The sequence below is a fragment of the Xanthomonas euvesicatoria genome (assembly GCF_013112235.1).
GTDB classification, from domain to species: Bacteria; Pseudomonadota; Gammaproteobacteria; order Xanthomonadales; family Xanthomonadaceae; genus Xanthomonas; species Xanthomonas euvesicatoria.
The window spans coordinates 158,300-171,749 of sequence record NZ_JABFFS010000001.1; the positions used below are offsets into that span (position 1 = coordinate 158,300).

Sequence of the window (13,450 nt, forward strand, 5' to 3'; positions counted from 1 at the left end):
CGAGCGCTTATTGGTACTTGATGTCCGCGTCGTAACTGCTGCCACCGGGCTTGCCGTCCTTGCCCAGGCTGATCAGATCGAACGGCTGACCGTCGCCGGGCGCGCGGTATTCGATGGCGTGGCCCCATGGGTCGTTGAGTTCGGCCGGCTTGGCGTACGGGCCCAGCCAACCGCTGCTGTCGCCGGGCTGGGTGACCAGGTCATCGAGTTTGCTCGGCAGCTTGCCGGTGTCGAGCTGGAAATTCTCGATCTTGCCGGCCAGCGTCTGGATCTGCGACTTGGCCAGATTGGCCTTGCCGCGATCGGCACCGCCCAGCACGCGGCTGCCGACCAGCGTGAGCACCGCACCGATCAGCACGATGACGATGATGATTTCCAGCAAGCTCATACCGGCCTGGCCTGCGCGCGACGGACTGCGGGTGATGGAACGCTTGATCATGAACGATTTCCTTGCACGTCGATGAAGGATGCTGCCGCCAACACATGACACGGCGGGCATTGCAAAGGTTCCCGCATGGGTGTCGTGCGGTCACCGGAACGTTGTGGTGAATACGCTGCCCGGTCAAGCGCGTGGCTGACAGGGCATTGCGCGCGCTTGGCCGTTGGACGCGGCACACGCGCGGGATGTGCAGTGTACGAGCGCGCCATGCCGATTCCGAGCAGCGGCTGTGCTCGGGTGAAGACTGCACCGTTGCGCAGAGCTCCGCTCTCAGCCGATTGCATTGGTGAGGTCATACAGCGGGACCAGGACCGAAATGATGACAAGCCCCACCACCGAGGCCAGCACCAGCGTGATGAACGGCACCAGCGCGGCCAGTGCGCGGTCGATGGCCTGCGCGGTTTCCAGCTCGAAGGTGTCGGCGGTCTTGAGCAGCATCGTGTCCAGCGCGCCGGATTCTTCGCCCACCTGGATCATCTGCAGCGCCAGCCGCGGAAAGCGCTTGCCGCGTGCCAGCGACATCGACAGGCCATGGCCGTTCTTGACGTCGTCGGCCGCATTGGCAACATCCTCCACCAATGCCAGATTGGACATGACGTTGCGCGCGATGCCGATCGCCGCCAGCAACGGCACGCCATTGCGCAGCAGGGTGCCCAGGGTGCGCGTCAGGCGTGCGGTTTCCAGCCGGGCAATCAGGCTGCCGACCACCTTCTGGCGCAGCAGCCATTGGTCCAGCGATGCACGGAACGCGGCATTGCGACGCTTGCGATCCAGCCACAGCCCCAGCACGCCCGGCACGACGATCAGCACGATCCACCAGTCGCGCACCAGCAGGCCCACGCTCAACACCGCCTGGGTAAACCATGGCAGTGCCACATCCAGGCTTTCGTACATCTGCGCAAATTGCGGCACCACGTAACCGAGCAGGAACAGCAACGCACAGCCCACCACCGCCAGCAGGATGGCCGGGTAGATCAGCGCGTTGATCACCTTGCCCCTGAGCGCACGGCTGCGCTCCAGATAATCGGCCAGCCGCTGCAGCGTGTCCTGCATGCTGCCGCCAGCTTCGCCGGCGCGCACCATGTTGATGTACAGCTTGGAAAACAGCCCGTGCTGGCGCTCGAGTGCGGACGACAACGGCGCACCGCCGCGCACGGTATCGCGCACATCGCCGATCACCCGCCGGCTTTTTTCGTCTTCGGGCAGATCCATCAGAATCGACAGCGCACGGTCCAGCGGTTGCCCCGCGCCGATCAACGTGGCCAGTTGCTGGGTGAATTGCACCAGCGCCGCATTGTCGAACGGCTTTTTGCGCAGCAGCATGCGCAGCGACGGCGAATCGTTTTCGCCGGTGGCCAGGCGCGTTTCCACCGGCAGATGGCCCTGTTCCTGCAGACGCAACGCCACCTCGGCATCGCTGGCCGCTTCCATCTGGCCGTCGAGCATTTCGCCGTGGGCGTCCAGGGCCTTGTAACGGTAGAGGGGCATCAGGCTGGGAGGCCGGGATTGTGGAATCGGGAATCGGGATTCGGGAAAAGCACGTCGCTGCGTATTGGCGACATCGCGCACGCATCGCTGTGCACGCACAGCAGAGCCGGCGGGTGGCTGTGCTGGCGGTTCGTTGGTCCGGTGCCTGCCAGGCGTGTTTCTGCCGCCTTACCGATCACGCATCCTCCGTGACGCGCAGGACTTCTTCGATGGTGGTTTCGCCGCGCAGGGCCTTGGACAGCCCATCTTCGTACATGGTGCGCATGCCGGCCTGGCGGGCGAGTTGTTCGATTTCGCCCATGCCGGCACGGCGCATCACCGCACGGCGCAATTCGTCGTTCATCACCAGGAATTCGACGATGGTGGTGCGGCCCAGATAACCGGTGGGCGCGGTGGCCGAGGGTCGCGGGCGATACAGGAAGATCTCGCCCTCCGGTTGCAGGCGACGCAGGTCGAACCTGGCGATTTCTTCCGGCGAGGCGGCGTAGCGCTCGGCGTTGGCCAGGTCGAGTTTGCGCACCAGGCGCTGCGCCAGGATGCCGTTGATGGTGGAGGTGAGCAGATAATCCTCCACGCCCATGTCGAGCAGACGGGTGATGCCGCCGGCCGCGTTGTTGGTATGCAGCGTGGACAGCACCAGGTGGCCGGTGAGCGCGGACTGGATCGCGATGCGTGCGGTTTCCAGGTCGCGCATTTCGCCGATCATGATGATGTCCGGATCCTGACGCACGATGCTGCGCAATGCGTTGGCGAAATCCAGCCCGATCTGCGGCTTGGCCTGGATCTGGTTGATGCCTTCGATCTGGTATTCCACCGGGTCTTCGACAGTGATGATTTTCACATCCGAGGTGTTGAGCTGGCTCAGCGCGGTGTACAGCGTGGTGGTCTTGCCCGAGCCGGTGGGGCCGGTGACCAGCATGATGCCGTGCGGTTGCTCCAGCACCTTGCGGAACTGCGGCAAGAAGTCTTCGGTAAAGCCCAGCTTGTAGAAGTCGAACACCACCGTTTCGCGATCCAGCAGGCGCATCACCACGCTTTCGCCATGCGCAGTTGGCACGGTACTGACGCGCAGGTCCAGCTCCTTGCCCTGCACGCGCAGCATGATGCGGCCGTCCTGCGGCAGGCGGCGCTCGGCGATGTTGAGCTTGGCCATGATCTTGATGCGGCTGATGACTGCAGCAGTGAGCTTGGCCGGTGGGCTTTCACCTTCCACCAGCACGCCGTCCACGCGGTAACGCACCTTGAGCCGGCTTTCGAACGGTTCGATATGGATGTCGGAGGCACGCAGTTCCACCGCGTGCTGGATCACCAGGTTCACCAGCCGGATCACCGGCGCTTCGGAGGCCAGATCGCGCAGCGCTTCGATGTCGTCGCTGCTGTTGGCATCGCCATCGGCGGTTTCCACGATGGTGCCCATCGCACTGCGGCCCTGGCCGTACCAGCGCTCGATCAGGTCATCGATTTCCGAACGCAGGCCCACCTGCAACAGCAACGTGCAGCCGGTGGCAAGACGCACCGCATCAATGGCGTAATCGTCGTAAGGATCGGCGATCCACAGTTCCAGCCGGCCATCGCGTTCGCCGACCGGGCACAGATGAAATTGCTTGAGAAAGCGCAGCGACAACCCCTGCACTTCCGGCAGCATTTCCGGCGGCGTGTCGCCGAGCTGGCGTGCGTCCACCAACGGCAAGCCAAGCACGTCAGCGCAGGTTTCTGCATGATCGCGTTCGGACACCAGACCCAAACGGCCGAGCAAGGCGAGCAGGCCCATGCCGGATTCGGCCTGCAATTGGCGCGCGCGCAGCAGATCGGTGTCTTTCAGACGACGGCGTTCAAGCAGCGCATCGACGATGCGCGTCTCCGCACTTCGATGCTCGATTGGATCGACGGCAACCGCGTTCACACTCGTCTCCACTGGTCCGGCGCCGACTGTAGCAGTTTGCCGCGACGATCAACCGCACGCATTTGAAACGCCCTGAAAAACAATGCCCCCGGCGATTGGCCGGGGGCATCGGTCACACTATTTCGCTACTTACTGTCGTGCAACGAGCGTCAGCTTCGCGTAGCTCGCCGCGCCGACCAACTTGATGTAGTAGGTGCCGGCCTTGGGGGCAGTGAAACGCACGGTTTCGCTGTTGCCCGGACGGGTCGACTTGGCGTCGTAGCTTGTGGCGCTGGGCTCGGCCTCGAAGCTGACGTACATCGACACATCGCCGGTGCCGCCGTAGGTCATGAAGCTGAGCACGGCGCCGGCCTTGGCCTCGAAGCTGTACAGCGTGGAGCTGCCGGCGGTACCGCTCAATCCAGCAACAGGCGCCTTGTTGGTGAGCGCAATGGCGCTCGGCGCGCAGCTCTCGGTGGCCGGGTCGCACGGCTCCTCCAGCACCGCTTCCAGCGCGGCCTTGGCGTCGACGATACCGCTGCCGATCGGGGTGCTGGCCGGCGGAGTCACCGGGAAGGGGCGGCTGGTCTGCTTGAGCAGGGCTTCGACCGCAGCCGGGGTCAGCGGGCCATCGCCCAGACCGATGGCTGCGCTCTGCACCAGCGCCACGACGCCGGCCACGTGCGGCGAGGCCATCGAGGTGCCGCCTAGACCCATATAGGTATAGCTACCGGAGGTCGGCGTGGTCGCACCGGTGTACCCGGCCTGCCAGACGTAACCGCCCGGATTGCCGTCCACGCTACCGCCGCCGCCCGGACCAGAGAGGTCGACCTTGCTGCCGTAGTTGGAGTAGTAGGCGATGCCACCGGTGATGCGCGTGGCGCCAACGGTGATGGTGTTGTTGCAGCTGGCCGGCGAATGGTTGGCCGCATCTTCGCTGCTGTTGCCGGCCGCGACCACCACGGTGGTGCCGCGCGACACCGCGCCATTGATCGCCAGCTGGGTGGCCGAATCGCAGGGCTCGCCGCCCCCGAGGCTCATGTTGATCACTTCGGCCGGATTGGTGTTGGCCGGCACGCCGTCGACGCTGCCGCCGGAGGCCCACACGATCGCATCGGCGATGTCGGAGGTGTAGCCGCCGCAACGGCCGAGCACGCGCACCGGCAGGATGGTCGCCTTCGGCGCGACGCCCGCCATGCCCACCCCGTTATTGGTCGCCTCGGCCACGGTGCCCGAAACGTGGGTGCCGTGCCAGGAACTTTCCTGCGCCTGCGAGCCCGCGTAGCAGACGTTGTCGGCCTCTTCCCAGTCGCCGTAATCGAGTGCGCCCGGCACGCGCGCATCGGTGGGACGACGCGAGACTTCGGCGTCGGTGATGAAGTCGTAGCCCTGCAGGAGATTGCCGGCAAAATCGGGGTGATCCGGCAGGATGCCGGTATCCAGCACCGCCACCACCACGCCTGCGCCCTGCGACAGATCCCAGGCGCCCGGTGCGTTGATGCCGCCGTTGGGGTTGCTCAGGTGCCACTGGTACTGGGCGTAGAACGGGTCGTTGGGAACCAGCTGCGGGCTCACGTCGGTGGCAGGCAGGCTTTTGCTGATATCGATCGGGCGCAGCATGCGGTCGATCTGCACGTCGGCCACGGATGGGTCGTTCTTGAGCTCGACCACCACTTTATCCACCTGCGCGGCGGTCAGCGTGCTGGACAGCTTGATCAGGTCCGAGCCGATGCCCAGCTTGCGCACATACGTCGCCTTGGCGGCGGCAGCGCTGCTGCGCGCGCCGGTACTGGCGCCAACGCGGCCCACCGCGGCCTGCACGGCGCTCAGCTTGCTGCTGCGATCGGTTGCAGCGGCGGTATTGTCCTTGTAGCGCACGATCAACCGGCTACCGAACGCTGCGCCGGCCGGGGCTGCCTGGGTCGGTTCCTTGACCAGCAGTTTGGGGGCGGCAGCGAGCGTGCCAGAGGCACCGAGGGCCATCATCAGGATGGCGCCGGTCAGCGGGTTGAGACGGAAATTCTTGTCGATCACGGTGAAGTCCTCTTCGTATTTTTCGTGAATCAGGCTTGGCGCAGCCGGCGCAATCGCTGCGTAGCCGCGGTGCGGTGCGCTGCGTCCTTGTCGGCCACCCCTGGTACGGCCATCACTCCATGCGAATCCGTTGGCCGGCCCAGCCACGGTCCTTGCCCGCCCCCTCAGGCCTTGCAGATCGCGACGGCGCACCTGGCGCCGCCGCGCTTGATGCGAGAACGCCTTACCAGCCGAAACCGGCACCCACGCCGATCGAGCTGTCATCGCCGCTGAGTGCGCCGCCCACGGTGAGGGTGGCGCGCGGGCTGATCGCACGCTGGTAGCCCACCGACAACGCCGACTCGCCGTTCTGGAAACCGACACCGGCACCGATGCGGTTCTGCGAGGCGATACCGGCCACGCTGGCGGACATGTTCAACATCGCCGAGCTCATCGCGCCCTGGCGATCCAGGCGACGGTTCTGCCGGCGCAGGCGGTCTTCGATATCGCCCTGGTAGCTTTCGAAGCTGTCGGCCATCGCGTTGTAGCGGCTGTCGGTGTAGCTGTTGGCGGCGGCAACGCCGCTGTCCAGCTGGCCCTTGTTGACCGCATCGGTGGCACGCGTACCGGCCGCCACATTGGCCACCTGACGCTCGCCGCCCACGCTGCCCACCGACACCGTGTCGGCACGGTCGGCAACCGAGCCCTGGCCCAGTGCGACGGCGCCTTGTGCCGTGGCACGGGCGCCCTGGCCGATCGCCGTGCCCGACGCGGCCGTCACCTGCGCGCCTTCGCCCATCGCCACGGCATTGGTCGCCACCGCCGCGATCTGCGTATTGGCACCCACCGCCGTACTGCCGTCGGCATTGACGCGGGCATTGCTGCCGATGGCGGTGTCGTTGGGGCCATGCGCATACGCGCTGCCGCCAATGGCCGTGCCGGTGACGTGGTTGGCCACTGCTGCCGTGCCCACTGCCGTGGACGTGGCCGCCGGCGTGATGCTGCCGTCCATTGCGGCGGTGGGCGTGCCCTGCACCGCGGCCGTTGCATTGCCCGCAGTGCTGGCGACATTGCTGGACATATCGCTGACCGCAGTCGCCGCCACTGCCGGTACCGTTGCGGTGCGCAGCGATGCGGTGCGTGCGGCGGTGCTGGTCGGCGTGCTGCCACTGCGTGCATCCAGCTCGCTGACCTTGCTGTCCAACGCCGTCAGTGCCGCACCGACGTTGTTGTAGCTGGCCCCCTGGATCACGTAGGTCGGCGCAACAAATACGCCTTGCGCACCGATCGCCGCACCGCCGCCGAGGAAGCTGGCCGCATTGCTCAACGACTGGAACAACTGGCCGCCATTGATTGCATCGGTGCTGGCACTGGCAATCGTGCCCGCACCCACATTGACGATACGGCGCGTGGCCGGGCCGCCGCGGCCATTGCCGCTGCCCACCGACACCGTATTGGCATCGTAGGTGCGCGAGCCCGAGCCCAGAGCCACCGAATCGGCACCGCTGGCGCCAGCATTCGCGCCCAGTGCCACGGCATTGCTGCCGCTTTCGCGGACGAAGGCGTTGTAGCCCAGCGCAACGCCGTTTTCGCCGACGGAATTGGTCTGCCGGCCCATCGCGGTGCTGTTCACGCCGCTGGCGCTGCTGTCCACACCCATTGCGCTGGCACCGGTGGCCGAGGCACGGCTGCCGGAGGCAACCGCCACGCTGCGTGCGCCACTGGCGGTGGCGCCGGCACCTGCCGCCGTGGCGCGATCGCCAGTGGCCGAGGCCACGCCGTCGCCGGTGGTCTTGAGCATGCCGCTGGTGGTCTGCACATCGGCCGCCAGCGCATCCAGTTGCCCCTTGTTGACCGCGTCGGTGGCCGCCTGGCCGGCGCTGACGTTGACGATGCGGCGCGTGGCCGGACCACCGCGGCCATTGCCGCTACCGATCGACACCGTGTCGGCTTCGTAGGTGCGCGAGCCAGACCCCAGTGCCACCGAATCGGCACCGGTCGCACCCGCATTGGCACCCAGTGCCACGCCGTTGACCGCGCTTTGGCGCACGAACGAGTTGTAGCCCACCGAGACTGCATTTTCGCCGATGGCATTCACCTGACGACCGACGCCGGTGCTGTTGATGCCGGTCGCCGACGCATCCACGCCAACCGCACTGGCGCCGACCGCATCGGCGCGGCTGCCGCCGCCCAATGCCAGGGTGTTGTCTGCAAGCGCCGCCGCGCTCTGGCCCAAGGCGCTGGCATTGACGCCGTCGGCATAGGAATTCCAGCCGATGGCGGTGGTGTAGTCCGCGGTGGCCCAGGCACCGGCACCGAATGCCGCTGCGCCCGTGCCGGAGGCACGTGCCGGGATGAACCCGAAGAACGTGCTGCCGCCCACGGCCACGCTCTCGTCGCCGGTGGCTTCGCTGAATTCGCCGACGGCGACGGCGCTGGCACCGGAGGCCAACGCAACGGCGCCGACGGCGGTGCTGTAATCGCTCGACGCGACCGCGCCATAGCCCAGTGCCGACGACAGGCGGCCGGTCGATTCGCTGTAACCACCGAAGGCGGCGCTACCGACATTGGATGCGGTACTGCGGAAACCCGCAGCGATGGCCTGATTGTCGGACGCCACCGCTTCGCTGCCCAGCGCTGTGGTGTAGGTCGAAATCGCCTGCGCGCCTGCACCATTTGCCGTGGCGCCGATATCGCTGGCCAACGCGTTGCTGCCGACCGCGCTGCTGTTTTCGCCCAGCGCCTGGGCATTGCTGCCCAGCGCTGCCGCGCCGGTGCCGCCAGCCAATGCGCCTACGCCCACGGCCGTGGCGTTCTCCACCACGGCCTGCGCGCCCGCACCCAATGCGGTGGTGCCGGTACCGGTGGCATTGGCACCCTCGCCTGCCGCCAGCGCGTTATCGCCCTCGACGTAGGCACCTGCATCGCTATTGGCGCTGCCGCTGGCCTGGAAGTATTTGCTCGTGGCTGCGCCGGCTTCGGCAACGGCGTTGAGCTGGTCCAGATTCACGGCGTCGGTGCCCTGCGTGCCGGCCGCCACGTTGGTGATCTGGCGCTCGTTGCCGGCACTGCCCACCGACACCGCGAAGTCGCGATCGGCCACCGAATCGGCGCCGAGCGCCACGCTGCTTTCGCCGGTGGACTCGGCAAAATTACCCAGCGCCGTGCTGTTGAGACCCGGCGCCCACGCCGCGCCACCGACGGCAGTGGAGTAATCGCCGGAGGCTTCGGTCGACAACAGACCGAGCAAGGCGCCGCCGACCGACACGCTGTGGTAGCCGCTGGCCACACTGCCCTGGCCGGCGGCAACACTGTAGGCACCCGTGGCGGCCGCATCGCCGCCCACGGCGACGGTATTGGAGCCGCTGGCAGTGCTGAAATTACCCAGCGCGGTGCTGTTGAAACCGCTGGCGCTGGAATACCCGCCCAAGGCGGTGGAGTAGTTGGACGTCGCCTCGGCACCGAAGCCGAACGCCGCCGCGCTGGTGCCGTTGGCAACGCTCTCCGCGCCGACGGCAGTGGCCGATTCGCCGCTTGCGCTGGCGAAATAGCCCATCGCGGTGGATTCGCTGCCCTGCGCTTCGCTCAGTGCACCGACCGCCAGCGCGCCATCGCCATACGCACCGGCGGCGGCGCCGAGTGCGGTGCTCTGCGCACCGGCCGCTTCGCTTTCGCCACCCACGGCCACGGCATAGTCGCCGCTGGCCTGGCTGAAGGCGCCATTGGACACGCTGCCAAAGCCGCTGGCCGCTGCGTTGTAACCGGCCGCATTGGCGTATTGCGCAGTGGCGCTGGCGCCGCTGCCGATGGCCACCGCACCGATGGCGGTGGCCTGGCTGCTGGACCCGAACGCACTGCTGTAATCGCCGTCGGCCGTGGCATTGGAGCCGGCGGCGGTCGCGTCTTCGCCCTGCGCATCGGCGGTGCCGGTGCCGGTGCCGGCGTACAGGCGCGCGGTGTTTTCAGCGGCGCCAGCCACGGCGTTGAGCTGATCCAGGTTCACCGCATCGGTGCCCTCGGTGCCGGCCGCAACATTGGCAATCTGCCGCTCGCTGCCGACTGTGCCAACCGACACCGTGTTGGCGCGATCGGCGAGCGAACCTGCACCCAGCGCAACGCTGTTGTCGGCAGGTGTATACGCACCGCTGCCGAGACTAATGCTCTGCTCGCCCGAAGCATTGGATTGCCAGCCCAGCGCGACACTCTCGGTACCAAGCGCAAAGGACTGGCTGCCAAGCGAAGTGGTGCTTGTCCCCACCGCGTTTGCGTAAGTGCCCAAGGCGGTTGACGAATAGTTGTTCGCCCGCGCACTCGCGCCCAGCGCTGTACTGTAGTAACCATCGGCCAAACTTTCGGTACCGATTGCGGTGCTGTTAAAACCCCGCGCAACACTGGCGGAGCCCAGCGCTGACGATGCGACACCGCTGCTGATACTTGCCTGGCCGATCGCCGTTGCATCACGCTCATTGGCGACACTGAAACCGCCGATGGCCGTACTGGAATCCCCCGACGCCATGCTGACGATACCCAGCGCGGTAGCGTTGTTAGCAACAGCACTGCTGTTGTTCCCCACTGCCGTGGCAGAAGAGGCACTGGCGCTGGCGTAGTTACCAATGGCCGTGCTCATCTCACCGGCTTGGCTGCGCGCGCCGAGCGCAATGCCCTGGTCGCCTTCAGCCTGCGCTTCCCAACCCAGCGCAATGCTCTCATCGCCGGTCGCCCTGGATTGGCCGCCGAGCGAAATGGCACGCGGACCATATGCATTTGCGTAGGTGCCCACCGCAATCGAGCCGGTATCGGCCGCAGCCGCATTCGCGCCCACTGCCGTGCTGTTGTCACCGTAGGCGAGACTTTCGGTACCGATGGCGGTACCACCGTCACCCCACGCCACACTGGCAAAACCCAGCGCGGTCGATGCAGTTCCATTGCCGATAGTTTCGTAGCCGATCGCCGTTGCACCGCGCCCATTGGCGATGCTGGTGCCGCCCACGGCGGTGCTGAAATATCCCGATGCGTTGCTGTCGCCGCCGAGTGCGGTGGCGTAGTCATCGCCGGCACTGCTGTTGAAACCGACCGCAGTGGCATTGGCGATGCTGGCGTTGGCATTGCTGCCGACGGCCGTGGTGCCCAGCGCAGAGGCCTGACTGTTCGCACCGAGCGCAATGCTGTCATCGCCCGACGCGTTGCTGGCGCCGCCCAGCGCAACGGTGCGCTCGCCGAAGGCGCTGCTGTTTGCGCCGATCGCCGTGGATGCAGTGCCGCCGGCCGCGGCATTGGCGCCGAAAGCAGCGCTGTCGGCACCGAAGGCCACGCTTGCACCACCCACGGCGGTACTGGTGTCGCCGAATGCCACGCTACCCACACCCAGTGCCGTGGCGTCCGCGCCATTGGCGATGCTCTCGTAACCCAGCGCCGTCGCGCCGCTGGCGGTGGCCTGGCTCGCGCCGCCCACTGCGGTGCTGGCATCGCCCGAGGCGCTGCTGTTGCCGCCAAGCGCCGTGGTGTTCTGTGCCACCGCAGTGCTGTTGAAGCCGACTGCCGTGGCGTTGTCGGTGGTGGCATTGGCGCCACTGCCAACGGCAGTTGCACCCTGCGCAGATGCCACGCTGCTGGAACCCAGCGCGGTGCTGTAGTCGCTGTCGGCCAATGCGTTGGAACCGGCAGCGACGCTGTCGGTGCCTTGTGCGATCGCAACGCCATCGCCGGTTGCGACGAAGGAGCGCGCAGTGGTGGACGCAACATCGGACACCGCAGTGAGCTGATCGAGATTCACCGCATCGGTGCCCTCGGTACCTGCCGCCACATGGGTGATCTGGCGCTCTGCGCCATCGGCACCCACCGACACGGTATTGGCGCGCGTGGCGACCGAGTTGGCGCCCAACGCCACCGAATTGGCGCCGCGGGCAGTGCTGTAATAGCCCAGCGCCGTGCTCAGTTCGCCGCTGGCCCACGATTCCGGACCCACGGCAGTTGCGCCTTCGCCCGGTGCATACGCGAAGTAGCCCACGGCGGTGGCTTCGGTGCCGGAGGCTTCGCTGAGCGTGCCCACTGCCGTGGTGTAGGCGCCTGATGCGATCGCACCGGCGCCGAGCGCGGTGGAGGCTTCGCCGCTGGCCTGGGTCTGCACGAAGAAGCCCAGACCCGGGATGTAATCGACCGGACCACCGACCGCGGTGCTGCTGGTGCCGCTGGCGCTGGTCTGCGTGCCCACGGCGGTGGCGTAATCGCCTGCCGCATTGGCCACCGCACCGAACGCGGAAGACTGCGTACCGGCCGCATAGGCACCGACGCCGAACGACGAGGCGGCGAAACCATCGGCATTGGCGCTGGCGCCGACTGCGGTTCCGCCGACGCCGGCACTGGTGGCGCCGGTGGTAACCGGCACGCCGCCGTTGGTGACCAACGGCTCGCCGTCTTCGTCCACGGCAGCGCCGCCCACCGCCACGCTCGCCGGACCATTGGCCTGTGCGTTGTGACCGAATGCTGCGCTGTTCTGCCCGGAGGCCAGCGCGTTTGCGCCCACCGCAGTGGCGTTGTTGGCTACCGCATTGGCACCGGTTCCCAGTGCCGTGGTCGCCGTGCCGACGGCATTGGCGCCGTCGCCGGCAGCCAGGGCGCTGTCGCCGTCGACATACGCGCCCACGCTGTCTTCGCCCGGAGAGGCCTTGAAGAACAGCGCGGTGTCTTCGGCCACATCGGCCACGTCGCGCAATTGCGCCACGTTGACCGCATCGGTGGCATTGACGCCGGCAGTGACGTTGGTGATGCGGCGCGTGGCCGGGCCACCGCGGCCATTGCCGCTGCCCACCGACACCACGTCGTCTTCGTGGGTGCGCGAGCCTGCGCCCAGCGCCACCGAATTTGCGCCGGTCACGCCGGCATTGGCGCCGAGCGCCACGCCGTTTTCGCCGCTCTGGCGCACGAAACTGTTGTAACCGATGGCCACGGCGTTTTCGCCGATCGCATTGGTCTGGCGACCGATCGCGCTGCTATTGACGCCACTGGCGCTGCTGTCGGCGCCGGTGGCCACGGCACCGGTGGCGTTGGCATGGCTATTGGCGCCGATGGCGGTGGCCTTGCTGGCCGGCGCCGCGGCGCCGCGGCCCACTTCGACCGATTGCGCATTGGCAGGAAGCGGCGTGGCCAATCCGGCGCCACCCAGCGCAAGGGCGATGGCGGCGGCCAGTGCCAGGCTCTGGCGACGATCGATGAATGCGGCTGAGGCCACCGCTCCGGGGCTGTCGCCGCTGGCCAATTCCGAGGCTACGGCCCACACGCCAAGCGATTTGTTCCAGACCTTGCGATAAATCCGATTCATCGACGCACGACTCCTGAGTTGTTGGACTGGTTTTTGTGGCGAACACCCGGCGGCAGAAGGCGTTCCAGCCTGCAGTGACCGCAGTGATTCGCGCCATGGGCCTTGCGGCGGAGCGGCTCGCGCCTGCTTCCTGGATAGTCAAAAAGTGAACGCTACCCAACCATAGAACTGAGCGGAGTGTTAACAGCCGTCATTTCGGGCGTCAAGTTTTTGACAGAAAGCGAAGAGAAGTGCGCGATTGATCACACTTCGGCTTGCTTTTATTAGATTTTTGATAAATCTTTGGAAAACAGCGACCTAGATCATGTCC

5 protein-coding genes are annotated in these 13,450 nt (G+C 66.7%); all 5 read right to left on the reverse strand.

Going from position 1 to position 13,450, the window contains the following annotated elements:
- Positions 1 to 7: 7 nt before the first annotated feature.
- Positions 8 to 439: a type II secretion system major pseudopilin GspG gene (gene gspG / locus HLH45_RS00590; protein ID WP_003490502.1), complete on the reverse strand. Its 432-nt coding sequence runs from the start codon at positions 437 to 439 to the stop codon at positions 8 to 10.
- Positions 440 to 709: 270 nt separating this feature from the next.
- On the reverse strand, positions 710 to 1,927 hold the full coding sequence (gene xpsF / locus HLH45_RS00595; RefSeq protein ID WP_003490504.1) for a type II secretion system protein XpsF: 1,218 nt from the start codon (positions 1,925 to 1,927) through the stop codon (positions 710 to 712).
- Between the two features lie 175 nt (positions 1,928 to 2,102).
- Positions 2,103 to 3,830, reverse strand: a complete 1,728-nt coding sequence (gene gspE, locus HLH45_RS00600; protein WP_014091052.1) for a type II secretion system ATPase GspE — start codon at positions 3,828 to 3,830, stop codon at positions 2,103 to 2,105.
- Positions 3,831 to 3,959: 129 nt separating this feature from the next.
- Entirely contained in the window at positions 3,960 to 5,843 is a 1,884-nt protein-coding gene (locus HLH45_RS00605; protein ID WP_008576211.1) for a diffusible signal factor-regulated S8 family serine peptidase, read from the reverse strand.
- 223 nt (positions 5,844 to 6,066) lie between these two features.
- Positions 6,067 to 13,140, reverse strand: a complete 7,074-nt coding sequence (locus HLH45_RS00610; protein WP_046933289.1) for an ESPR-type extended signal peptide-containing protein — start codon at positions 13,138 to 13,140, stop codon at positions 6,067 to 6,069.
- Between the last annotated feature and the right edge of the window lie 310 nt (positions 13,141 to 13,450).

What these genes read in the sequence shown, in the direction of transcription:
- gspG (WP_003490502.1), bottom strand. Translation starts at nt 439, where the DNA reads ATGATCAAGCGTTCCATCACCCGCAGTCCGTCGCGCGCAGGCCAGGCC.
- xpsF (WP_003490504.1), bottom strand. Translation starts at nt 1,927, where the DNA reads ATGCCCCTCTACCGTTACAAGGCCCTGGACGCCCACGGCGAAATGCTC.
- HLH45_RS00610 (WP_046933289.1), bottom strand. Translation starts at nt 13,140, where the DNA reads ATGAATCGGATTTATCGCAAGGTCTGGAACAAATCGCTTGGCGTGTGG.